Here is a 24,353-nt window from a genome sequence, read left to right as displayed (position 1 = left end):
AATCCATCGCCTTCTCCCGCGCGTGGGAGAAGGTGGCGCACAGCGCCGGATGAGGGCGGTTGAGGTCGTGCGCTGCATCTGGGGACAACGCGAGACCGCTGCCCCCATCCGACCTCCGGGCACCTTCCCCCGCAAGCGGGGGAAGGAGAAACGCTCGCGGGAAAAGGGGGGGACCCATGCGAGAAATCGTCTGCACGAGCGCGTAGCGAGATCTTCGGAAACGACAACGGCCGCTGTGTGCGGCCGTTGTCATCACTCAGGCAACCGGGGGCGTATCCCGAATCCCGAAGCTCAATGATCGCTGGAGCGCAAGCCATCCACATCCAGGATCAGCGCCATGCGGCCGTCGCCGATCAGGGTGGCGCCGGCATAGCCGGGCAGGCCGCGCAAGGCGCGGGGCAGGGGCTTGATCACCACTTCCTCGCGGCCGCGGACCTGGTCCACTACCAGGCCGAAGCGGGTTTCGCCAGCCTGCAGCAGCACCACGGTCAGCAGCGGCGGCTGGTCCGCCGTCACGCCCAGCCAGCGGCGCAGGTCGATCAGGGGCAGGGTATGCGAGCGGCGGTCGAGCACGGCGCGGCCGTCGAACCAGCCCAGCGAGGTCTGCGGTGCGTGCAGCACTTCCACCACGCGCGCCAGCGGCAAGGCGTAGACGGCTTCGCCGGCCTGCACCAGCAGGGTCGGCAGGATCGCCAGGGTCAGCGGCACGCGGATCATGAAGCGGCTGCCGCGGCCCAGCTCGGACTGGATCTGGATCTGGCCGCTGAGTTCGCGGATGCGCGACTGCACCACGTCCATGCCGACGCCGCGGCCGGAGATATCGGTGACTTCGGCCTTGGTCGAGAAGCCCGGCATGAAGATCAGGTGCAGGCACTCGTCGGTGCTCAGGCGGGCGGCGGCCTCGGCGTCGATCAGGCCCTTGCCGCGGGCGATCTCGCGCAGGCGCTCGGGGTCGATGCCGGCGCCGTCGTCCTGGATTTCGATACTGACGTAGTCGCCTTCCTGCTGCGCGGACAGGCGCACATGGCCGCTACGAGGCTTGCCGGTGGCTTCGCGCAGGGCCGGCGATTCGATGCCGTGGTCGATGGCGTTGCGCACCAGGTGCACCAACGGGTCGGCCAGGGCTTCGACCAGATTACGATCGAGCTCGGTTTCGGCGCCGATCAGTTCCAGCTCCACTTCCTTGGACAGGGTGCGCGCAACGTCGCGGGCCACCTTGGGGAAGCGCGCGAAGACCTTGCTCACCGGCTGCATGCGGGTGCGCATGACCGCGGTCTGCAGGCGGGCGGTGGCGATGTCCAGCGTGCTCACCGCGCGGTCGAGTTCTTCGTCGCGCAGGCGGGTGCGCAAGGTCTTGAGGCGGTTGCGCGAGAGCACCAGTTCGCCAATCAGGTTGACGATGGCATCCAGGCGCTTGGTGTCCACGCGCACGGTCTGTTCGGCTTCGGCACCGGCCTTGGCGGCCGCCTTGGGGCCGGCCTTGGCGCCGGGCGCTGCGGGTGCGTGGGCGTCATCGTGTGCCGGAGCGGCAGCGGCCTTGGGCGCCGCCTTGACCGCTGGCGGGCCGCTCTTGGCATCGAACTGCGCAATCAGCGTGGCCGGTGCGTGCGGCACGGGTTCGCCCGAGCCCATCGCGTCCAGCATGGCCTGCAGATAATCCAGCGACTGCTGCGCGGCATCGAAGTGATGCGCTTGCAGCACCGCCTGGCCGGAGCGCGCCATGCCCAGGGTTTCCTCGGCGGCGTGGCACAGCTCCACCATCGGCTTGATCGCCAGGAAGCCGGCGCCGCCCTTGAGGGTGTGGAAGCCGCGGAACACCGCGTTGAGCTGGTCGGCTTCGTCTGGCGCCTGTTCCAGCGACACCAGCTGTTCGCCGAGGCGGTCCAGGATCTCCTGGGCCTCGACGATGAAATCGGCAGCAATATCGTCTGGAACAGCACTCATGGTTACAACCCCAATCCGGACAGCAGGTCGTCGGCGTCGTCCTGCGACACCGCGTGACGGTCCAGGCCCTTGACTGCAGGACCGGCAAGACCGCCGTCGTCTTTCTTCGGCTCGGGATTCTTCGGCGGCAGGCCGAGTGCACCGAAGCCCTCATGCACGCGGCGCACGATCCCGGCCACGCGGCGGATGATCTGGCCGCTCAGGTCCTGGTAGCTCTGCGCCAGCGACAGCTCGGTGAGGTTATGGCGCATCTTGTCCATCAGCGCGCCCTGGTCCTGATTCAGGCCACCGTCGCGCAGCTGGTTGGCCAGCACGCGGCATTCCTCGACCAGGTCCAGCGTGCGATGGCTGGCCTTTTCGGTCATTTCCACCACGTGGTCCAGGCGCGAGCAGGCATCGTCCAGTTCGCCGGCTTCTTCGGGCAAGGTGGGCAATTCGCCCAGGGCCTGTCCGAGTTCGCGGGCGAGCCGGCTCAGGCTCTGCATCATCGGGCGTGTGCGCAGCGCGGCGAGGTGATCGACCTCGCGACGCCAGGCGATCTGGTCACCGCTTTCCAGTGCATCGAGCGCGCTTTGCAGGCGCTCGATCAACGCGGCACGTTCGGCATCGGCTTCCACGGTGGCGTTCATCAGGCGGTCGCCGCCAGACGTTCGAACACCTTGCCCAGCTTCTCTTCCAGCGTCTGGGCGGTGAACGGCTTGATGATGTAGCCGTTCACGCCGCACTGCGCGGCTTCGATGATCTGCTCGCGCTTGGCTTCGGCGGTGACCATCATCACCGGCAGGTGCTTGAGCTTGGCGTCGGCGCGGATGTTGCGCAGCAGGTCGATGCCGGTCATGCCGGGCATGTTCCAGTCCGTCACCACGAAGTCGAACGGGCCCGCGCGCAGCGCAGCCAGCGCGCTGTTGCCGTCTTCGGCCTCTGCGGTATTGGTGAAGCCAAGATCCGCCAACAGATTCTTGACGATACGTCGCATCGTCGAGAAGTCGTCCACGATCAGGATCCGCATGTTCTTGTTCACATCAAGCTCCTAACACGAAAAAAATCAATCGTCATTTTCGACACCGGCATCGGCCAGTTCGAATACCTTGAGGCGGCCGCGCAGACGCACCACGGCCTGGCCATGGATCTGGCACACGCGCGATTCGCTGACACCGAGCACGGCGCCGATTTCCTTCAGGTTCAATTCCTGTTCGTAGTACAGCGACAGCACCAGCTGCTCGCGCTCGGGCAACTGGCCGATGGCCTTGCCCAGCTCGCGGCCGAATTCGCCACGCTCCATCATCTGCTGCGGATTGGGCCCGCCCTTGGCGGTGGTGTCCAGCTCGCCGTGATCTTCGATGCGCGATTCCAGGCTCAGCACCTGGCCGCGCGCGGCATCTTCCATCAGGCGCAGATACTCCGGCAGCGGCATTTCCATCGCGGCGGCCACTTCGGTGGCGGCGGCGGCACGGCCGGTGTTCTGCTCGATCTTGCGCACTGCAGCAGCGGCGTCGCGGGCGCGGCGGTGCACCGAGCGCGGCACCCAGTCGCCACGGCGGATCTCGTCGATCATCGAGCCGCGGATACGGATCGAGGCATAGGTCTCGAACGAGGCGCCCTGTTCGGAGTCGTAGCTGCGCGAGGCCTCGATCAGGCCGATCATGCCGGCCTGGATCAGGTCGTCCACTTCCACGCTCGCCGGCAGGCGGGCGGCCAGATGGTGGGCGATGCGGCGCACCAGATCGGCGTGCTGGGTCACCACGTCGTTGGCGTTGTTGCGTTGCACGGCGCGGTATTGCGCGCTAGCGGTCGTTGCGGTGGCGGTGCTCATGCGGCCACTCCCCGTTGAATGATGCGTTCGACAAAGAACTCGACGTTGCCGCGCGGCACGGTGGGGGCCTGCCAGCGCGAGGTACGGCGCGCGATTTCTGCGATGGCCTGCGCCGACGGACTGGCGGGGTAGGCCTTGATGACGGGTTGCTGACGCTGCACCGACAGGCGCAGCCAGTCGTCCTGCGGCACGTGGCCGAGGTAGTTCAGCGACACGTCGCCGAGGAACTTCTCGCAGACGCGCGAGAGCTTGTCGTACAGCAGGCGGCCCTCGTTGGGGTCGCGCACCATGTTGGCGATGATCTGCAGGCGGTCCACGCCGCGTTCGCGCGAGAGCACCTTGATCAGCGCGTAGGCGTCGGTGATCGAGGCCGGCTCGTCGCAGACCACCACCACGGTGTCCTGGGCGGCCTGGCAGAAGGTCAGCACGCTGTCGGTGATGCCGGCGGCGGTGTCGATGACCATCACATCCAGGTCGCGTTCCAGTTCGGAGAACACGTTGACCAGGCCGATGTGCTGGGCCGGGGCCAGTTCTGCCATGTGGCGGCGACCGGAGGCGGCCGGCACCACCAGCACGCCGCCGGGGCCTTCGATGATCACTTCATCGAGCGTGCAGCGGCCGGCGATCAGGTCGGCCAGGGTGTACTTGGGCGAGAGCCCCAAGACCACGTCCAGGTTGGCCAGGCCAAGGTCGGCGTCCAGCAGCAGCGTGCGTTTGCCCATGTCGGCAAGCGCTACGGCCAGGTTGGCGGAGATGTTGGTCTTGCCCACGCCGCCCTTGCCACCGGTCACGGCAATGGTGCGCACCGGGCCCAGGGGCTCGGGACGGGTCGCCGACAGGGGGAAGGCGTTGGTCAGCTTGGCGTATTCACGCGACTGCATGGTTGTGCTCCGGAGTACAGGGCTTATCGGCAGCGCGCCGCAAATCTTCAAGACGAAGAACGAGACTGGCGGCATTGGCGCGGTGCAGGTCGTCGGGGACCCGCTGTCCGTCAGTCACCCAGGTGATGGGCATCTGGTGATCGACCACCACCGACAAGGCGCTGCCGAAGCGGCCGGTCTCGTCGAGTTTGGTCAGCACCACGCCTTGGGGCTTGGCGTGGGCGAAGCGGCGCACGACCTCGTCGAGGTCGGCGAAATGCGAGTTGGCGGGCAGCACCAGCAGCGAGGTGACCTGCTGGGCGGCGCGCAGCCAGTTCAGCTGGGCGGCCAGGGCGCGGTCGCGCTGGCCCATGCCGGCGGTGTCGATCAGCACCAGCTTGTAGTCGCGCAGGCGGTCCAGCAGTTCGAGCAGGCTTTCGGCGCTGTCGGCCTCGTGCACCGCGATGCCGAGCTGGCGGCCGTAGCTGTGCAGCTGCTCGCGGCCGCCGACGCGCAGGGTGTCGGTGGTGACCAGGGCCACGTCGCGCGGGGCGTGCTGGGCGGCGAAGCGCTGGGCCAGCTTGGCGATGGTGGTGGTCTTGCCGGCACCGGTCGGGCCGACCAGGGCGATCACGCCGCCGCGTTCCAGCGGGTCGACCGGGGCCACCGGCAGGCGCTTGGACAGCAGGCCCAGCATCAGCCCGCGGCCGCGGTGCAATTCGGTATCGGCCGGGATCTGCATGGCGACGTCGCGGGTCAGGCCGGCGTCGAAGCCATAGTCGTCCATCAGTTCCAGCGCCTGCGCACGCACCGGGGAGCCGCGCAGGCGCTCGTCGGTGAGGCGGTTCATTTCGCGCTCGATCATCTGCCGCATCAGCGCCAGTTCGCCGCGCAGCTGCTTGAGTTCTTCGTCGTTCTGCGGGATCGGCGCGGCGGCGGCCGGCACCGCGGCCAGGGCAGCGGGGGCGGGCGGGGCGACCACGATCGGCGGCAGCGCGGCCGGCGGCAGGATCTGCGGCAGCGCGTCGTCCAGATCGAAGTCGGCTTCGTCGTCGAAGGTGTCGTCGTCCTGGTCCTGGGCGGCGTAGGCGGGGGCGGGGGCGGCAACCGTGGCGGCCACGACCGGGGCCGGGGTCGGGGCGGCCTGCACGGCCGGGCGCTGCACCGGGGCGGTGGTCAAAAAGTCGGCGAACAGTTGCTCCGGCACCGCCGACAGCGCGTGTTCCTGGCGCTGCACGACCGGCGCGGCCAGTTCCTGCACGGCCGGCATCGGCGCGGCGCTGCGGATCGGGGTGGCGACCGGGGCCTGGCGTGGCACGCTGGCCGGCTGGCGCAGGGCCATGGCGGCGATCATGTCTTCGGCGGCGCTGGCCACGCGCTGGCGGTGGCTCATACCGGTCTCGGCAGCCGGCTTCAGCGGGGCGTGGACCGGCGCGGCGGGACGGGTAGCGACTTGCGCCGGGGCCTGCTGCACGGGAGCCTGCTGCACCGGCGCGGCGGCGGCCGGGGTTTCGCGGGCGGTTTCCAGGGCGCGCTGCACCAGCTCTTCGTCGTAGTTGCTGGCGGCGACGATCTCGATGCCTTCGGCGGTACGACGGTTGGACAGGATCACGGCATCCGGGCCGTGTTCCTCACGCACCATGCGGAACGCGGTGCGCATATCCGGGGCGACAAAGCGTTTGATCTTCATGCCAGTTGCCTCCAGGAACGGGACCCGCCGGACGCCGGGCGGGTGCGGGTTGAATGTGGGTGTGTTGCCAGCGTCATGAGTTGCCTGTCCCGTGGGTAGTTCCAAGTCCTGCCATCCGCCCCGCAGCGGTGGTGCTAGCTGCGGTCTCGCCAGAGCTAATGCATGCGGTGTGCCAAAACCTGCAGTGCCGGGTTTCTGGCGAGAGGGCGTGGGAGCGCGCGGAGACAGCTGGAAGCAAATGCTGTGCCGGATGTGCAGCGTTAAGTGCAGGTGCCAATTGGGATTTTTGGCACTGCTGCCCGCCGGTTCGACATCGCCTAGGTGCTGGGCGGCGGGGCCGATCTTGTGTCTTGGAGCACATCGAACCCCTGCGCGAACCGCCATCAAGCCGCGCTCGCGTTGCTTCCAGCGGTCGGCGTCATGCAATCGATTGGGGAGTTCGCCAAGTGGCGGATTTCCGACGCCTGGATCTGGGTGGCGGGCAGCCTATGGCGATGGCTGGCGGGCGAAGACTCTCGGGCTGTGCCGGAGCGCACCCGGGCGCGATGTGTTGTCCCGTCGCGCTCGGGGCACGCTTATGGTGGCGGTGTCCACCACATTACTTCGTCGGCCGCAGTGGCATCAGAAGTTGACTGTGTAAATCGAGGACGAATGTGCTTCGTCTGATTGCCTACCCTCGGCTCCACTGGTGAAGGCGAACGCTATCGCCTGATCCTGCGTGTCGCTTCAGTCGTGTTGAGGGCGCTCACCCTTGCGGGCCTTGGCAACCTGTTCAATAAGTGACTGCTCGTCCCACCACGTCGCGTCCTGGCCTTCCGCAGTGCTATGCGCATCAATCACGCGGTTGAGCGGGAGCCCCACCTATCACTGCAATTCCTCAACCGCTTGCTGTGTGCGGCGTTCTTTCCGGCGCGTGAATGAATTCATCATTCAGGAATCATCCCATGACCGGCCCCGGCTGCGTCGGCTGGTCCTGCTTGGCTCGCGCTGCCGCCTGCTGCTGCGCGGTCTCCAGCGTGTGGGTCTGCGCTTGTTGCATCGATTCCTGGATCGACGGCGCCGGCTCGGCGAGGGAGAGGTTCATCCGCTTGGTGGGGTCGGTGGCGTGTTGCGCATAGAAGGTGTCGTTGACCACATCCACGCGCCCGCGCCAGTCCGGCTTGAAGCCGATGATGTACATCTCTGTGGTGACCTGGTGCAGGCAATCCTCCGGAAGCGGCGTGCCCTTGGCCTCCAGGCGATCTTTCACGTCTGCATACAGGGCATGGCCGGGGTGCGCGGGATCATTCATGGGCCGCAGTGTGGGCGAGGTCTGGCCGCGCGGGGGGCTGTCGATGGTGCTTGCCACCGGTGCCTGGTCAGGTTGCTCTTCGGTTTTCTTCTGCTCTTTCAGTCGCCCACGCTCCTGTTGTAGCGTTTGCTCCTGCTGCAGCTGCCACTGGCGCTGCTGGTCCAGCGCTTGTTGCTGGTGCTGCGCGTGCAAATCGGGTTGGCTGCGGTCGGGGGAGGCAGCTGCGGGCGCAGCGGGCGCGGCCATCATCCCGTGCGGTACATCCTGCAGCGTGGGGCCGGCCTGTTGCGACGCCATCGCGCGCTGGGCGATGGCACTGGCTGCCTGCTGCACCGCCTCCACGGTGCTGCGATCGGCAATGCCGCTGACCTCGTCCATGCCGTGCATCAGCTGGAAGGCCTGTACCCCGCGCTGGGTGGGCTGGTCGTAGACGCCATTGACTTCCACCGGGGTCTTGATCCGATCGTTGATACCCAGCTGGATCAGGTTGGCCTGCAGCCCCTGTACCTTGGCACCGTGGTCGCCGGGGCTCAGGGCGGTGGCGTGGGTCTGCGCAGGCGCTGTCGGCTCGGTTGGCGTCACGCGCAACGGAGTGTGTTCCTGATGGCGCGCCTGCAGCTGGCCACGTGCCTGATGGATGTCGTCGGTGCTGGTGATTGCTGCAACGCGGACCACACCGTCAGCGCCACGGCTCAGATGCTGGATGGGACTGTCCACCGAATATTGGCCGGTTGAATCACGCTCCAATGCCAAAGAGGTGGTCGCTGCATCGATTCCGTTTGCCTCACGGGTCTTCTGCACCGCAAGCTGGATCGCGCCAGCGGTCTGAGCATTGGGCGCAACGCCATAGGCGGCGTAGGTCGCCTCGGTATTGGCCTGATCCTGCTGCTGCAGCGTTGGCGTTTGCCGCGCGGGCATCTGGGCCATTGCCTGCGCATGCTGCTCCAAGGCCGGCTGCAAGCGCTCACGCGTTGCGTTCAGTTCCAATGGGACATTGCCTTCGGCAGCAACACCATCATGCCGCCACTGGCCTTGCGTATCGCGCTGATACTGCCTGCCGTCCGATGCTTGCAATGCGTCTGGGTTCAAGGCGGCTTGCACGGCGGCTGGCACAGGGCCGAAGTCCTCCCAGCCATTGCGGCGATAGGCAGCCTCATAGGTTGCCGCAATTGCAGCCGGGCCACGGGCGATGTTGGCGTCCACCACCTGAGCTGCCTGCTGGTCCAGTGCAGCATTGCGCTCAGGACTTGCTGGATCCACGGTCCAGATGGGCCGATCGTTCCGATCGACTTCGTCAGCGACCATCCGTGACCACTGGCCACTTGCCGGATCATGCCGCCAATCCCGTGCGTAAAGGTGCGCCGCATCGGCCTCACTGGATGGCTGCACATAGGGATTACGGGGTTGCACCTCGCCCAGCGCCTGCTCGGTCGCTTCACTGCTGGCGTGATAGTTCAGCTCGCGCGCTTTTTCAGGCAGCGCGAACATACCCTGCTTCTGCGGCGTATCCACGCCATTGTCTTGCAGGTCGGCCTTTTCTTGGCGCAGCCACTGGCTGCCGTTGAACTCCCAGCTCACGCCCTGCTTGTCGGTCTGCGTGTTGATCTGGCGGTTGTCCCAAAGCGTCACGGCCTTGTCGGCAGCGGCACTGAACAGATAAGCATCGGCCACTACCAGCGCGACAGGGCCGGCACCGGTGGTGCCAACAACGGAAGCGGCGGCGGCACCTCCGGCCCAGCCGCCCGCGCCTCGTGCAGCAAAGTGCAACGCTTCCGAGCGCGCAGCGGTGAGGTTGTCTTGTGCCAATAGCGTGGCAACGCGCTCTCCGGTCTGCGACGCATCGTAGGCGGTGGCGGCGACGCCCAAACCCGCAAGCCCTGCCGTCATCCCTGCGCGGCCCAAGCCTGGGATTTCAGGTTCCGGCACAGGTACGCGTGCAGGCGGAGCGCCTGGCCGCACAAGTTCGTCGATGGTGGCGATGCCTTGCAGGCGGCTTGCGACTGCTCTCTCTACAGCGAGTTCGGCGCGCTCTGCGAGCAATTGCTCCTGAAGGGCAGGGGTGGAGTTGGGGAGATCCTGCACATGTGTCGGCAGATCGCGATGCCAGTCGGCCTGCTGTTGCCAGCTCTCGCGCAGCATCTGGGTGACCGCTGGATCCTTGAACCACGCATTGCGCGCCTCTTCCAATACCTGTCCTGGCGGGCGTGCATCGGTGCGGCTGTCGTAGAGCTCCACGCCCTGACGATTGAAGATGCGGATGGGCGCAGTGGTTTGCGCGTGCACGGTGTCCAGGCTGACCGGCAACTTGCTGTAGATCGCGTCGCGGGCGCCTTCGGGAACGTAACGGCCGTGGCCTTCCCGTTCGAGTTGCTGAGAAAACCTGGAATCGACGCCATGTTCGCTTTCCAGTTTGTGTGCGGCCATCGCGCGCACCTCGACCGTGTAGCCGCGCGATTGCAGATCCTTGATCAGTTCCGAGCTCCACTGGCCATTGCTGAGCGTGGTGTCGAAGATCAGGTTCTTCTTGCCTTCGATGGTGGCTTGCAGCAGTTCGTCTGCCCACTGGCTGGCATCGGGGTGGGTGTAGCCGGACCAGGTGTAGGGGTGGGCGTTGCGGAGAGATTTTACTTGGGGATGAAAGTCGCGTAATTCGTCTGGATCGATCTTTACTACATCCCCGCTGAGCTCAAGCTCGGCTGCTTTGGCAAGCCCTCCCTTACCTGCACCCGGTTGACCTGCCAGGATGATGGCATTGGGATGATCGAGCGATGATTTTTGTAATAAGAGACTTCTTGGAAAGATTTTTTCATTGAGGATCTTCCTGTGCTCATCATGGGGGAGCGCGTAATCACTCATGACCTTGCGCTCCTTCAAAATAAGCGGCCAAGTCAGCCATTGGACCCATATTCAAGCGACTGCATCCAACAGCAAAATCCTTCTTCTCGGCCTTCTCAATCGCCTCGGGATCGCCATTGGCATAGGCGTTTTCGAGTTCTTCGCGGGCTTCGGAGATGAAAGATCCAAGCCTTCCCTCCAGCGCCCAGATGGCCCCATCGAATGGCATTAGTCGATTGGGCTTCCTGATGTAATCATCGAGAACATCCTGCAAGCGCTGAATCAAATCGGGATAGTCTTTCAGTAGCTCACGCAATTTCTGCGGAACAGGAGGTGCAGGCAAGTCGTTTTCAAAGGAGGGAGGGATGGGCTTCGACATGGCAGGGTCTTTCCTCTCAAGAATGGGCACGCGCGGCGCAGTGCGCGCATCGGCATCACGTGCAGGCAGCTCCTGCACCGGTTGCTCCCATGGCGCGCGCTTTGGCTTGCGCTTGATCTGGGCCTTTAGTCTGCCATGCGGCAGCGGGCCAAGCTCGCGTAGGGTACGTTCATTCTGGTGCATTTGCATCTACCTGTGCCGCCAGTGTGCGCAGATCTTCGCCCGAACGACACGCATCCGGCCGCTCCCTCAGTAAAGCAATCGCTTCTTCCGCGCTCAATGCGTTTTTCATATCACACAGCCTTCCGATATCTCAATCGTGGCTTGGTAGTCGGTATACTTTGAGTGAACCCCTCCAAATCCTTTGTGTGCCGTCAGCGCTATGCCCAAGTCTTCAATGAATTGCTGCGCATCTGGCTTTAGATGAACCGGGAGGCCGTTCCCGCCATTGATCCAAATCAACATCCAGCGAGACCAGCCGGCTGCTTTTCTTTCTCCTCCACTTTCAAGCATGTCAAGTCGCAACGTAAGCAATTCGCCGCGCCAGTAAAATGTCCACTGTGTTTGATTGCGGATTTCAGGCTCACTTCCCCCGCCATGTGCCACGTTTCGCAAATAGATTTCACGCTCACGATCAATGACCCAATCTCTGGAATTGGTTGCTCCAATCGGAAATTTACGGTCAATCGATAAAATACCGTATCTAGCAACATCAGCTGCGGGAATAAATTCGCTTACGAATGCCATGGTGACACTCCTGCCTTGTGACTGAATTCTTTTCAAAAAAATAAATTGTCATCGACTTCAAGGGCGATGTGGTACTCCGTGTTCCTGGAATGGACGCCAAAATCCTTGTATGCGAGCAAGGCCTCTTTGAGGTCAGCGATGAATTGGTCCTTGTCATCCTTGAGGTGCTCAGGCAGTCCATCTCCCCCATTGATCCACATCAGTCTCCAATGGGACCAGCCGGACTGACCTCGCGTGCCTCCACCGTCGACCAAATCCAGTCTCAGCGTCAGGAGCTCGCCATGCCAATAAAATGAAAACTTCGTCTGGTTTCTGACCTCGATTTCGGTGCCGCCCCCATTTGCGACATTGCGCAAATACAAGTCGCGATCGCGATCAATTGTCCAGTCTCTTGCATTGGTGCCGCCGACCACGAAATCTCTGTCGATCCCTTCCAGGTTGTATTTAACAACATCCGGCGCAGGGATAAATTCATTCACAAATGGCATTTTAGGCACCCTCATAGGCTGCCGCAACTGCAGCCGGGCTGTCGACTCTCCGCAATTCTTTCGGATCGATCAAGATGGCATCTTTGCCCAGCTCGACGTCTGCAGCTCTTGCAAGACTTACTTTCCGGAGCCAGGCTGCCCAGCAAGGATGACCGCCCTGGGGTGTTCGAAGGATGATTTTGTCTCCAGTGCGGCATCATCAAGAATATTCTGCTCAAATAATCTGCGATGCTCGGCATCATCGAGACGGGATTCCTTCTCGTTCATCTCAACGACTCATTGTACGTTTCGATGTAATTCCAAAGCTGATCTAGATCCGACATCCCGCGGTTTCTCGATCTTGCATGACGGGTCAAACGTTCTTTTTCTTCAGCCATTTTTACTGCGTTAGCATCATCGCTAGCTTGCGCGCGATCAAGGTCCTCGCGTGCTTCGGAGATGAAGGAGTCAAGCCTTCCCTCCAGCGCCCAGATGGCCCCATCGAATGGCATTAGTCGATTGGGCTTCCTGATGTAATCATCGAGAACATCCTGCAAGCGCTGAATCAATTCGGGATAGTCTTTCAGTAGCTCACGCAATTTCTGCGGCACAGGAGGTGCAGGCAAGTCGTTTTCGATGGAGGGAGGCGTCGGCTTCGACATGGCAGGGTCTTTCCTCTCAGCAGTGGACGCGCCCAGCGCAGTGCGTACATCGTCATCCAGTGTAGGCGCCTGTTGCACGTGCTGCATTCACGGCGCGCGCTCGGGTGCGCGCTTGACCTGCACCAGCAGCCCAGTGCGGGGCAGGGTGGGCGAGCATACGTTGCGCGCGTTCGTTGATCAGTTGCACATCGCCCGGCAACTGCGCTGTGTGCATCTCCACAATACAACGCGCAAAAGTGGCGTAACGGAATTCGGCAAGCGCTGACTCAACTCGGGATCGTCTTTCAGTAGCTCACGCAATGTCTGCGGAACAGCCGGTGGTGATGAATTGTCGTCGAGCGCTGTAGCGGCCGGCTTCGACACGGTGGTGCCTTGCCTTCAGGAAATGGCTGGTTGAGGTGCGTCATGCATCTCAGCGTCCTGAGGCGTTGGTGGGTGCGCTGCCGCGGCCCAGGGCGCAGGCTTGGGCTTGCGTTTGGCCTGTACCGGCAGTCCTTTGCGGGGAAGTGCGCCGAGCTCACGCATCACCCGGTCATTGATGATCTGCAGGTCGCGGAGCAGCTGTGCTGTGTGCGCCGCGGGCACGAGCGGTGCCAGGGCGAGGTAACGAGAGTCTGCCTTTTTGCTCATATGCATGTCCTTTTGCAGATGTGTCTTGGGATCAACGGATTTTATGGAAATGGTAGCGCATCGGTATGCCTGCAGCGGCCTGTTCGGTTGAGCGATGATCGCCCACCATCGCCGACAGCGGCCTGTGTCCTTCCAAGTGTCTACCAACTCCATCACGTGCAGCTTCCCAGGCGCGAGGGACGCGCCTGGGCAATGGGCTCAGCATACAGCGCCCCAGCCGGTTGCAGGTAGCTTGGGGCACTGCGCCATGGAGAAGCTGCCCGCAACTACGGCTCTTCCTCCATACCGGCTGTCCGGGAACGATGCGATGCGGTCGGCCGTTACGGTCCGGCCTTGGTTTTCGCCTGATCCATCGCCAGGGCAGGCACGGCGACCGGATCCATGATGCGCTTTTTCAGAACCGAATCCTTGAAGAACCAGTTCTTCTCGCAGCGGATCGGCTTGCTTCCTTCGAAGAACAGCAGTTCGTCGTTGCCGGGAAGTTCCTTGATTTCCTGCGGCAGCATCAGCGCGCGGCGTTCTTCGGTGTAGTTGTACGACACATTGCTTCCGCCGCCGCCCTTGCTGGTGGAACGGTGCCGCTTGCGGATCGTCGTATACCCCAGCATGTCGCTATAGGCATTGGCATCTTCCTGTTCGCGGGGCGTGAACACGATGCTGGCGGCATGGTTGGTGATGAAGTTTTGCGCGTCGTCGGCGCCATAGGTGGCGCGCAACTGCGACTGGCTCTGGATGATGCACAGGTCGCGTACGCCGTAACTGGCGGAAATGGAGATGCGCTTGGACCAAACATCGACCCGGCCCATGGCGGTGAACTCGTCCATCAGCATCAGCATCTGATACTTGAGCTTGGGATCCTCGTTGAGCTGCTTGTCGAGGTTGTTGCCGATGACCGAGCTGAAAAAGATGTTCAGCAGCTTGCCGCTTTCGTCCAGCTTCTGGGTTGGGATGATGACGTAGACGGTGGTAAGCCGCTTGCGGATGGCGGTGACGTCGATGTCCGTGGCATTGGTGGCTGCCGCCAGGATCGGGCTCAGGAACTGCTGCAGTGGAGCCTGCATGGTGGCCATGACCGAAGAGAACGTCTGCTCGGCCAGTCCGGCAAGTGCACTGAACGTGGAGCGCGTCTGCGGACTGATGTATTTGAAGTTCTTGTTGGTGAGCAGCTTTTTCAGCATATCCGAGGTGCTTTCCCCGTCGCTCCCGCCGGTGGAGAAGCGCAGGATGCGTTCGAAGCTGGGGAATAGATCGCTGCTATTGGGATCTTCAACTCCGGGGAATCCGGTGCTGCGCATGTCGTACCAGTTCTCGAACATGAAAGAGGCGAATGCGACAAACGCAGCGCGCGACTGGGTAATCCAGAAACTGTCTTTGCCGGGTTCGTCCGGATACAGGATTGCTGCCATCGTCTGGATGGCCGCAATCCGCTCGCGCGGATCTTCCGGGACCAGGGTGAGTGGGTTGAAGCGATGGGTCTTGCCATCGGTGGCATAAGGCGCCCAGACATAGATCTTCTGGCCTTGCGAGGCACGGTACCCACTGGTGGCCTTGAACAGCTCTCCCTTGAGGTCCAGCACCACCATGGATTGCTGGTAGGTCAGCAGGACCGGGATCGCAATGGAGGTGGTCTTGCCGGATCGTGTGGGTGCAACCACGATCACGTGCAGCGCTCCGTTGATATAGATATAACGGCCATTGAGTTTGCCGACCAGAATGCTTTCCGGTTTTTTCTCCAGCATGCCGGCCTTCTTGAGGTCGCCGACGGTGGCAAAGCTCGCCTCGCCATGCAGGGATTGCTGCTTTTTTCTCAACAGGGGAATCAGCAGCAGCAACCAGATGATCAACGGCAGGCCGAAGCCGACAATGCCGCTGATCTTGATACGCGTGACATACGGTTGGACTTGCGGAAGGTCTAGCGCCTTCCAGTATTCCAGGTAGGTGGTCGCCTTCAATGGCACCTGCAACTTCAGCAACGCCAGCGTCATGTAACCGGCCAGGTACAACCCGGCGACCACTGCAAGGACCAACAGGACCGCTGCAATGCCCACCTTTCCCTTACTACCCATGCTTCCATCTCCGTGTGTGATTTGCCCCCGCGCACGCGTACGGGCAGCGATCGGGAGGCGGTCTTTTTCCAGGCCCTGCTCATCATAGATGAGTACGGCGGGAACTGGCGTTGCCACGGCGTCAACGTGTTGCCCTGGTGCGGCCAACGGAATGGAGTATCCATGTGGTCCAAGCCGAAAGCGCGCCGGCCGCGCCCGCTCGGTGCGTGCGCAACAGTCCTGTCAGCTGCTCCGGTCCCGATGGCCAGCCGGCATGGAAACCCAAGGATCCAAGTGCCCTCGGTTCGTGCGAACAGATGCTAGGACGCTCCCGGGCGTTGGGTGCGTGCTCGTCGGCGATACGCGGGTGTTGAGTGCAGGAACGGTGCGGCCGACGCCGGACCTGCGTACTAGCTGATCGTGCCTACCAGCTTCAGGCGCTTGTCTTCCGGCACTTCGCTGTAGGCCAGTACCGACAGGCTCGGCACGCTGTGGCGGACCAGGCGGGCCAGCGCCGCGCGGACCTGGCCGGGCACCAGCACCACGGCCGGTTCGTTGCGGGCTTCCTGCTTGCCGACGCAATCGGCCAGGCTCTGGTGCAGGCGCTCGGCCAGGCCGGGCTCCAGCGCCACGCCGTTGCCGTGGGTGGATTCCTGCAACACGCGCTCCAGTTGCGGGGCCAGGGTGAACACCGGCAGCTCGGCCGACATGCCGGCAATTTCCTGCACGATGAAGCGGCCCAGCGAGGTGCGTACCGCGGCGGTGAGGGCGGCCGGGTCCTGGCTGTGCGGGGCATGCTCGACCAGCGCTTCGACGATCTTGCGCAGCTGGCGTACCGGAATGCGCTCGATCAGCAGGTTCTGCAGGACCCGCACCACCACCGACAGCGGCAAGGCCTTGGGGGTGAGGTCCTCGACCATCTTCGGCGCGGTCTTGCCGAGGGTGGCCAGCAGTTGCTGCACTTCCTCGTGGCCGAGCAGTTCCGGGGCGTGTTCGCGGATCAGGTGCGACAGGTGGGTGGCGACCACGGTGGCCGGGTCGACCACGGTATAGCCCATCGATTCGGCATAGGCGCGCTGGTGGGGCTGGATCCAGGTGGCGTCCAGGCCGAACGCCGGGTCCTTGCCGGGAATGCCGTCCAGCTGGCCGAGCGCACCGCCCGGGTCCAGTGCCAGCTCGCGGTCGGGGTGGATCTCGGCGGTGGCCACCGGCACGCCGTGCACCAGCAGCCGGTAGGCGTTGGCCGACAGTTCCAGGTTGTCGCGGATATGCACCGGCGGTACCAAAAAGCCGATGTCCTGGGTGAGCTTGCGGCGCACGCCCTTGATGCGCGCCATCAGTTCGCCGCCCTGGTGCTTGTCCACCAGCGGGATCAGCCGGTAGCCCACTTCCAGGCCCAGCGGGTCGATCGGGCGCAGCTCGTCCCAGCTCAGTTCGGCACTGGCCTGGGCGGTGGCGGCGGTGGCAGCTGCCTGCGGATCGGCGGCGGCATCGCCGGCGGCCGGTGCGGCCAGGCTGCGCTTGTACATTTTCCAGGCGATCACGCCCAGGATCAGGCCCAGCGTCAAAAACGCGACGTTGGGCATGCCCGGCACCAGGCCGACCAGGCCCAGGATGGAGGCGGCCACGGCCAGGGCGCGGTGCTGGCCGAACACCTGGCCGATCATCGCCCCGCGCATGTCCTGCGCACGCGAGGCGCGGGTCACCAGCAGGGCGACCGAGGACGACACCAGCAACGCCGGCAACTGCGCCACCAGGCCGTCGCCGATGGACAGCAAGGTATAGGTGGAGGCCGCATCCACGAACGACATGCCGTGCTGCAGCATGCCCACGGCCATGCCGCCGACCAGGTTGATGAACAAGATCAGGATGGCGGCGATGGCGTCGCCGCGGATGAACTTGTTGGCACCGTCCATCGCGCCGTAGAAGTCGGCTTCCTCGCGCACTTCCTCGCGGCGGGCCTTGGCCTCCTCGCGCGTCAGCAAACCGGCGTTGAGGTCGGCGTCGATGGCCATCTGCTTGCCGGGCATGGCGTCCAGGATGAAGCGCGCGGTCACTTCCGACACGCGCCCGGCACCCTTGGTGATGACCACGAAGTTGATGATGGTCAGGATCGCGAACACCACGATACCCACCGCGTAGTTGCCGCCGATCACGAACTGGCCGAAGGCCTCGATCACCTTGCCGGCCGCAGCGTGGCCGTCCTGGCCGTTGATCAGGATCACGCGGCTGGAGGCGACGTTCAGCGCCAGCCGCAGCATCGTGGTCATCAGCAGCACGATCGGGAAGATGGTGAATTCCAGCGGGCGCTGCACGTACACCACCGCCAGCAGCACCATCAGCGAGATGGCGATGTTGAAGGTGAACAGCGCATCCAGCACCGGTGCGGCCAGCGGCACCATCAGCATGGCCAGCATGGCCATCAGCGCCAGCGGGGCGCCCAGGCCGTTGCGCAGCAACTCCATGATGCGCCGGGCATTCATCGGGGCGGGCTGGGCACTCATGCGCTGGTCCCCTTGGCGAACTCATCCACGTCCAGCGAGGGTAGCTCCGGCATCGGGCCACCGTTCCACCCGCGCAACTGGTAGACGTAGGAGAGCACCTGGGCCACGACCGAATAGAGTCTCACGGGAATTTCCTTGCCGATTTGGGCTTCCCTATACAAGGCGCGTGCCAAAGGCGGAGCGGTGACGATCGCCACCCGGTGCTGCTCGCCGGTTTCGCGGATGCGGAAGGCCATTTCGTCCACGCCCTTGGCCACCACGATCGGGGCGCGCATCTTGCCGCCCTCGTACTTGAGCGCCACCGCATAGTGGGTCGGGTTCATCAGCACCACGTCGGCCTTGGGCACCGCCTCCATCATCTGGCGCTGCGACATCTGCATCTGCATCTGGCGAATGCGGCCCTTCACCTCCGGGCTGCCCTCGCTTTCCTTCATCTCGCGCTTGATCTCCTCGCGCGTCATCTTCAGCTTCCGCATCCAGTTCCATTTCTGGTAGGGCGCGTCGATGGCGGCCAGCAGCACCAGCGCGCCTGCCGTGTAGAACAGCAGGCTCTTGGTGAAATCCAGGCCATTGCCGACTGCCTGTTCCAGCGGCTGGTTCACCAGCGCGCGCAGGCCATGCAGACCCTTGGAGATGCACAGCCAGGCAGCCAGGCCGACGAACAGCAGGCGCAGCACCGACTTGACCAGCTCGGCCAGGCTATTGCTGCCCCACATGCGCTTGACCCCGTTCATCGGGTTGAGCTTGTTGAGGTCGGGCATCAGCGCCTTGCCGGAGAAATGCATGCCGCTCATCAGCAGCGGCCCGGCCAGGCCGGCCAGCAGGCAGACGCCGATCAGCGGCAGCATCACCCACATCAGCTGCAGCAGCAGGTCGCCGAAGTGGCCGAACAGCGCCATCGGATTCTCGCGCATCTTCGGGTCCGGGCTGAGCGCGGTCTTCATCCACACCGCTGCGCCATCGCCGATGCCGCCGGCCAGGGCCATCAGGCCGAACACGCCGGCGCCGAATACCGCGGCAGTGGACAACTCGCGCGATTGCGGGATGTTGCCTTGCTCACGGGCCTCGCGCAGGCGTTTTTCGGTGGGAAGCTCTGTGCGCTCGCCGCCGTCTTCGGACTCGGACATGGAGATGCCGGTGGGGGATCAGCCTGGGGTGATGCAAGCGGTGTTCCAGAAGCGGGATTTGGGAGTCGGGATTTGGGATTCGTAAGAGCGGTTGGCTGCGCGCCGATGGGGCGGGCGGGGTGGATTGCCACGCTTGCTGCGTGACCTAGCTGGCCAGGCGTCCTGGGCCGTCGCGTTGGGCGACGACCAGGGCGATGAAGTGCTCGGCCGGCATCGGGCGGCCCAGCAGGTAGCCCTGCAGCTGGTCGCAGCCCAGGCGTTCGAGGGTGTTGCGCTGGGCGGGGGTCTCCACGCCTTCGGCCACCACCTGCAGGCGCATGGTGTGAGCCAGCGCCACCACCGCGGCCACGATGGCGATGTCTTCGGCGCCGTTGTCCATGGCCTGCACGAAGCTGCGGTCGATCTTGAGCTCGTGGGCGGGCAGTTTGCGCAGGTACAGCAGATTGGAATAGCCGGTGCCGAAGTCGTCGATGGCGATGCGCACACCCAGCGCATTGAGCTGCCCCAGCGTGCGCAGGCAGGCCTCGGCATCGCGCATGGCCATGGTCTCGGTGATCTCCACCGTGAGCTGTCCGGGGGCGATGGCGTGGCGCTCCAGCGTGGTCGCCACTTCCTCCAGCAGGCTGGGCGAGGCGAGCTGGGTGGCCGACAGGTTCACCGCCACCCGCCAGTCGCCGTGGCCGGCCTCGCGCCAGGCGTGCATCTGCCGGCAGGCCTGTTGCAGCACCCAGCTGCCGAGCGGGCCGATCATGCCGCTGCGTTCGGCCAGCGGAATGAAGCTGTCCGGCGGCACCAGGCCGCGCTCGGGATGCTGCCAGCGGATCAATGCCTCGGCACCGAGCGGGCGGCCGTCGTCGGCGCTGTACTTGGGCTGGTAGTGCAGCACGAACTGGCCCGATTCCAGCGCACGCGGCAGGTCCTGCAACAGTTGCAGCCGCTCGCCGGTGGTGCCGGTCATCGAGCGCTCGAAGAAGCTGTAGCGGTTGCGGCCGGCCTGCTTGGCGTGGCCCATTGCCGCGTCGGCATGGGTCATCAGCTGGTGCTCGCTGCCGGCGTCTTCCGGATACAGCGCGATCCCGATGCTGCTGCTCAGACGCAGTTCGTGGTCGCCGACCAGGAACGGCACCGCCAGCGAGCGCAGCAGATGCCCGGCGGTCGCGGCGGCGTCTTCCGGGTCGGCGATATCGACCACCAGCACGAACTCGTCCGCGCCCAGGCGCGCAAGGCTGCCGTGCGCGCTGCGGTGCGCGCTCAGACGCTCGGCCACCACCACCAGCAGGCGGTCGCCGAACTGGTGGCCATAGCCGTCGTTGACCACCTTGAAGCCGTCCAGGTTGATCAACATCACCGCAAAGCGCTGCCCATCGCGCTGCGCGCGTTCGATGTTCTGCAGCACATGCTCGTGCAGCAACACGCGGTTGGGCAGGCGGGTGAGCGGGTCGTGCAGGGCGGCCAGGGCCAGGTCGGCGTTGGCCTGTGCCAGCGATTGCGCCAGTACGTCGGTACGCTGCTGGTAGCGGCGCGACAGCACGGAGATCACCAGCGCCAGGATCAGCAGGCCCAGCGTCACCGCGATGACCAGCGCGGCCAGCCACGACAACGGCAGATGCGCTCCGGCGGCGGCACCGCAGATGCTGCCCGGCGCGAACTGCGCGGCTGCCATGCCGGTGTAATGCATGCCCACGATGGCCACGCCCATGATCAGGGCGGCGATCAGGCGCAGGCTGTAGCGACGGCCTTCGTGGCGCAGCCGGAACGCGATCCACAGCGCGGCGGCGGAGGCGCCGATGGCGATCGCGATCGACAGGCCGAACAGCAACGGGTCATAGGTGATGGCCGGCGCCATGCGCAGCGCGCCCATGCCCATGTAGTGCATCAGCGCGATGCCCAGTCCCATCAGCACGGCTCCCAGGCCCAGCCGCAACCAGGGCAGCTGGGGCTGCGAGGTCAGCCATAGCGCCAGTGCCGAAGCCAGCACGGCCGCCAGCATCGAGTACGCGGTCAGTGCCACGTCGTAGCCCAGCGGAATGGGCAGGCGGAAGGCGAGCATGCCGACGAAGTGCATCGACCAGATGCCGATGCCCATGGCGATGGCACCGCCCACCAGCCAGGCAGCGGCGATCCCGCCGCGACTGGCGCAGGTGCGTGCGGCCATGTGCAATGCCGTGTAGGAGGCCATCACGGCCACCAGCAGCGACAACAGCACCATGCCAAGGTTGTAGGTTGCGACCACCCATCCAGTTCCAGCGCCGACAGATGCGCTTGCTCAAGGAGCTAGCGACCCGCTGCGTGTGTTCTTGAGGCCGTCTACCGCAACGCTGTGGATCAGGCCACGGAAACTTCAGGTTCTTCCGGTTCGATACGGTTGCGGCCGTGGCGCTTGGCCCGGTACAGCGCCTCGTCCGCGCGTGCCAGCAGGGTGGCGGCAGTGTCGCCGACGCGGAACCACGACACCCCGATCGAGCAGGTCACCTGCAGCGGACGCGCGGCGCCCACGTCGTAGGGCGGCAGGCTGATCGCTTCGTGGATCGCGCGCAGCCGGTGCTGGCTCTGCCGATGCATGCCGGGCAGCAGCAACAGCAGCTCTTCGCCGCCGTAGCGGCCCACCTTGTCCGAATCGCGCAGGCAGGCGGTCAGTCGCGCACCGACCTTGGCCAGCACCGCGTCGCCAACCAGATGGCCGTGCTCGTCGTTGACCTGCTTGAAGTGGTCCAGGTCGATCAGCACCACCGCCAATGGATGCTCGGCATGCGCGCAGGCCTGCAGTTCCTCGGTCATCGCCTCGAGCACGCCGGAGCGGTTGAGCAGGCCGGTCAGCGCGTCGTGGCTGGCCTTGAGGGCCAGCGCCGCGCGTGCGCTTTCCAGGTCGCGTTTTTCCCGCTCCAGCTGATAGGTGCGTTCGGCCACCAGCTCGGCCAGCATGCGTTCGCGGGCCACCAGGTGGCGGTGGCGCCAGCTCCACAGCCCGATCAGCAGGCCGCCGCCGATCAGCAGGTACAGCGCGATCGCCGGCGGACTGCGCCACCACAGCGGCGCCACCGCGAAGGCCAGGTCCACCACCGGCGAGGCGGTGCGCCGGTAGCGGTCCAGCACCTGCACCTGCAGGCGGAAGTGCCCGGCCGGCAGCGGCGGCTGGTCGATCGACAGGTCATCGCTCTGGATCCATTCCTCGTGCAGGCCGAGCAGGCGATAGCGCACGGTCAGCCTGCTCGGGTCGTCGTAGACCTCCATCGTCGACAGTTCGATATGCAATGGCTTGTCGCTCCAGCCCAGCAGTTGCCCGCTGCGGATCGGCTCACCGCCGCGGCTGACGCTGTCGATGCGTACGCTGGGCTGGCGCTGGTCGAACAGCCGGGCCGGGTCGTGCAGATGACTGACCCCGCGCGCGGTGCCGATCCACACCGAGCCGTCCGGGTCTTCGGCGAAGGCCGCTTCGGAGACATCGTCCCACAGCAGGCCCTGCGACTGCGACAGATGCGCCCAGTGCTCGCCGTTGTAGACCTCCACGCCGCGGGCATGGCCGACCCAGACCCGGCCGACGCTGTCGCCGCGCAACAGATACACCCCGACGTCGCGCAAGGCTTCGTCGCTGATCGCCTGCAGGTCCAGGCCATCGGCGAGCAACATGCCGTGCCAGACGCCGGGCCGATAGAACGCCAGCCACACTTCGCCGCTGTCGCTGATATGGAACTTGCTGATCCAGGGGTCGGCATCGCCGCCGTTGACCTTCACCCGCAGCTTGGACCAGCGCTGGCCCTGCAACCGGAACAGGCCATTGGCACTGGAGATCCAGAGCGTGCCGTCAGCGGTCTGCTGGATGTCGGTGTAGGCGATGGTGGGCATATCGGCCACCGCCTGCGGCACGCCGCCCTCCAGCGGCTGCTCGATCACGAACAGGCCGCCAGCGGTCAGGATCCACAGCCGGCCCTCACGATCGCTGTGCAGGCGCCGGGCGGTGCGGGGCAGCCTGGCGACCGCGGTGCTACGGCCATCGGGCCAGTTGCGGCGCAGGAACCCGGCCGAATTGATCGTCCACAGGCTGCCGTCGGCGCTGCGCGCCATGCCCACGATCTGGATGCCCGACTCCGGCAGGGCCGGCACGAAGCGTCCGCCCGGAGTGTCCTGGCGCCCGGCGCCGTGTTCGTTGCCCACCACCAGCGCACCGTGCGCATCGCGTGCGATCGACCAGGTCGGCGCGGCCGGCATGCCTTGCGAAGCGTCCCAGTTCTCGATCCATTCGTAGCCGGCCCAGCGCACCAGGCCTTCGCCGTCCACGGTCATCCAGACATCGCCATCGCGGTCCACCACGATCGCATCGCTGCTGCCCGGCGGCAGCCCGTTGCCTGCGCCGAAGCTGCGCCAGTGACCGTTTTCCCAGCGCGCCAGGCCATCGTTGCGACGGACCAGGACGCGTCCCTCGCGGTCCATCACCAGCGGCGCCTGTTGCCCGACAGTGGTGCCGTCCAGCAGCGGCAGCGGTCGCACGCTGAAGCGGCTGGCACCGGCCGCGCGATACAGCAGGGTGCCGGCGCCGCGCACCCACAGCGCACCGTCGCGATCGCGCAGCACGCTGTACCAGCGATCGTCGGGGACGCCTTGCTCGGGGCCGTAGACCTGCACCTTGCGCTGCGCATCGATGGCGCACAGCTTGTGCGCGCAGCCTGCCCACAGCGTGTCGCCGTCCACCGACAGGCTGATCACCTTGGACAACTCGGGCACCTTGACCCGGGTTGCGGTGTCCAGCAGCGGCTCGCTGTGCCAACGGCCGTTGGCGCGTTCGCTCAGGCGTTCCAGGGTGCCGCCGTTCGCCAGCACCGTGCCCCAGGACAGGCTGGCCAGCAGCATGCCGTCCTGCAGGTGTTCGGCCTCATCGCGCGCCAGTTTGCGAAAGCCGCGCTCATCGCCCACGAACAAGGCCTGGAATCCGGCCACCCACAGCCGCCCGTCGGGCGCTTCGCTCATCGCGGTGATCGGTTCGTTGCGCAGGCCGTCCAGCACAACCTGCTGGAACAGACGGCCGTTATAGCGATACAGCCCGCTTTCGGTGCACACCCATAACAAGGTGTTGCGGGATTGCAGCAGGCAGGTGCCCGCCAGGCCGAGCAGGCCCTGGTCGTGCGCATAGCGGCGGATGCTGGCGCTTTGCGCGCTGGCCAGTTCCGACAACGACAGCAACGCCACCAGCAGCACCGCAGCAAACGATGCACTCCGGCCCGACGACCTCCGTTGGCGCTGCAAAAACCCCACGAGCGTTGCTGTCTCCCACGCATCGGTGTGTGCGGTCCGCGCCCCTCGCGCGGTGTCTCACGCTTGCTATGGGCGGCCCCATCGCAGGCCGCGATATAGCGACTAGCGGCTG

Annotated in this window: 19 protein-coding genes; all 19 read right to left on the bottom strand. The window is 65.1% G+C overall.

Annotated features, from left to right (window positions below):
* Window positions 1-291 precede the first annotated feature (291 nt).
* The 19 genes from ACCQ05_RS11670 to ACCQ05_RS11580 all read right to left on the bottom strand — a co-directional run bounded on the left by ACCQ05_RS11670 (window position 292) and on the right by ACCQ05_RS11580 (window position 24,241).
* Window positions 292-1,944: a chemotaxis protein CheA gene (locus ACCQ05_RS11670; protein ID WP_372390359.1), complete on the bottom strand. Its 1,653-nt coding sequence runs from the start codon at window positions 1,942-1,944 to the stop codon at window positions 292-294.
* Between the two features lie 2 nt (window positions 1,945-1,946).
* Window positions 1,947-2,573 carry a protein phosphatase CheZ gene (locus tag ACCQ05_RS11665; RefSeq protein ID WP_372390357.1) on the bottom strand — a complete coding sequence of 209 codons (627 nt, stop codon included), beginning with the start codon at window positions 2,571-2,573 and terminating at the stop codon, window positions 1,947-1,949.
* A complete protein-coding gene (gene cheY, locus ACCQ05_RS11660; protein WP_014507662.1) occupies window positions 2,573-2,965 on the bottom strand; it encodes a chemotaxis response regulator CheY in 393 nt (130 codons plus the stop codon). Before cheY ends, ACCQ05_RS11665 begins: the two co-directional genes overlap by 1 nt.
* A gap of 24 nt (window positions 2,966-2,989) precedes the next feature.
* Window positions 2,990-3,757: an RNA polymerase sigma factor FliA gene (locus tag ACCQ05_RS11655; RefSeq protein ID WP_228961404.1), complete on the bottom strand. Its 768-nt coding sequence runs from the start codon at window positions 3,755-3,757 to the stop codon at window positions 2,990-2,992.
* Window positions 3,754-4,638: a MinD/ParA family protein gene (locus tag ACCQ05_RS11650; RefSeq protein ID WP_010374294.1), complete on the bottom strand. Its 885-nt coding sequence runs from the start codon at window positions 4,636-4,638 to the stop codon at window positions 3,754-3,756. Before ACCQ05_RS11650 ends, ACCQ05_RS11655 begins: the two co-directional genes overlap by 4 nt.
* The gene (gene flhF / locus ACCQ05_RS11645; RefSeq protein WP_372390355.1) at window positions 4,625-6,307 is read right to left on the bottom strand and encodes a flagellar biosynthesis GTPase FlhF; all 1,683 of its coding nucleotides are present in this window, start codon (window positions 6,305-6,307) and stop codon (window positions 4,625-4,627) included. Before flhF ends, ACCQ05_RS11650 begins: the two co-directional genes overlap by 14 nt.
* Before the next feature lie 937 nt (window positions 6,308-7,244).
* The gene (locus tag ACCQ05_RS11640) at window positions 7,245-10,454 is read right to left on the bottom strand and encodes a zeta toxin family protein (protein ID WP_372390352.1); all 3,210 of its coding nucleotides are present in this window, start codon (window positions 10,452-10,454) and stop codon (window positions 7,245-7,247) included.
* Complete coding sequence (locus tag ACCQ05_RS11635) at window positions 10,447-10,995, bottom strand: hypothetical protein (protein ID WP_372390350.1); 549 nt, start codon at window positions 10,993-10,995, stop codon at window positions 10,447-10,449. Before ACCQ05_RS11635 ends, ACCQ05_RS11640 begins: the two co-directional genes overlap by 8 nt.
* Window positions 10,982-11,104, bottom strand: coding sequence for a hypothetical protein (locus ACCQ05_RS11630; RefSeq protein ID WP_372390348.1), 123 nt, complete (start codon window positions 11,102-11,104; stop codon window positions 10,982-10,984). The genes ACCQ05_RS11635 and ACCQ05_RS11630 overlap by 14 nt, the downstream gene beginning before the upstream one ends.
* Window positions 11,101-11,559, bottom strand: a complete 459-nt coding sequence (locus ACCQ05_RS11625) for a hypothetical protein (RefSeq protein ID WP_372390346.1) — start codon at window positions 11,557-11,559, stop codon at window positions 11,101-11,103. Before ACCQ05_RS11625 ends, ACCQ05_RS11630 begins: the two co-directional genes overlap by 4 nt.
* A gap of 32 nt (window positions 11,560-11,591) precedes the next feature.
* A complete protein-coding gene (locus ACCQ05_RS11620; protein ID WP_372390344.1) occupies window positions 11,592-12,047 on the bottom strand; it encodes a hypothetical protein in 456 nt (151 codons plus the stop codon).
* Window positions 12,048-12,164: 117 nt separating this feature from the next.
* Complete coding sequence (locus tag ACCQ05_RS11615) at window positions 12,165-12,314, bottom strand: hypothetical protein (RefSeq protein ID WP_372390342.1); 150 nt, start codon at window positions 12,312-12,314, stop codon at window positions 12,165-12,167.
* Window positions 12,311-12,688 carry a hypothetical protein gene (locus ACCQ05_RS11610; RefSeq protein ID WP_372390340.1) on the bottom strand — a complete coding sequence of 126 codons (378 nt, stop codon included), beginning with the start codon at window positions 12,686-12,688 and terminating at the stop codon, window positions 12,311-12,313. Before ACCQ05_RS11610 ends, ACCQ05_RS11615 begins: the two co-directional genes overlap by 4 nt.
* A gap of 378 nt (window positions 12,689-13,066) precedes the next feature.
* Window positions 13,067-13,318 carry a hypothetical protein gene (locus ACCQ05_RS11605; protein WP_372360406.1) on the bottom strand — a complete coding sequence of 84 codons (252 nt, stop codon included), beginning with the start codon at window positions 13,316-13,318 and terminating at the stop codon, window positions 13,067-13,069.
* 320 nt (window positions 13,319-13,638) lie between these two features.
* Window positions 13,639-15,384 (bottom strand): type IV secretory system conjugative DNA transfer family protein, encoded by a 1,746-nt coding sequence (locus ACCQ05_RS11600; RefSeq protein WP_372394053.1) that lies wholly within the window; start codon window positions 15,382-15,384, stop codon window positions 13,639-13,641.
* 389 nt (window positions 15,385-15,773) lie between these two features.
* Complete coding sequence (gene flhA, locus ACCQ05_RS11595; protein ID WP_208622730.1) at window positions 15,774-17,846, bottom strand: flagellar biosynthesis protein FlhA; 2,073 nt, start codon at window positions 17,844-17,846, stop codon at window positions 15,774-15,776.
* Between the two features lie 17 nt (window positions 17,847-17,863).
* Window positions 17,864-18,994: a flagellar biosynthesis protein FlhB gene (gene flhB, locus ACCQ05_RS11590; protein ID WP_372390338.1), complete on the bottom strand. Its 1,131-nt coding sequence runs from the start codon at window positions 18,992-18,994 to the stop codon at window positions 17,864-17,866.
* A gap of 145 nt (window positions 18,995-19,139) precedes the next feature.
* Entirely contained in the window at window positions 19,140-21,227 is a 2,088-nt protein-coding gene (locus ACCQ05_RS11585; RefSeq protein WP_228963711.1) for a putative bifunctional diguanylate cyclase/phosphodiesterase, read from the bottom strand.
* Between the two features lie 92 nt (window positions 21,228-21,319).
* Window positions 21,320-24,241, bottom strand: a complete 2,922-nt coding sequence (locus ACCQ05_RS11580) for a diguanylate cyclase domain-containing protein (RefSeq protein WP_372390336.1) — start codon at window positions 24,239-24,241, stop codon at window positions 21,320-21,322.
* Between the last annotated feature and the right edge of the window lie 112 nt (window positions 24,242-24,353).

The sequence above is a fragment of the Xanthomonas sp. NCPPB 3582 genome, from assembly GCF_041475735.2.
Lineage (GTDB): Bacteria > Pseudomonadota > Gammaproteobacteria > Xanthomonadales > Xanthomonadaceae > Xanthomonas > Xanthomonas codiaei.
The sequence above is the reverse complement of the archived record's forward strand: the minus strand, read 5'-3'. Positions and strand labels throughout refer to the sequence as shown.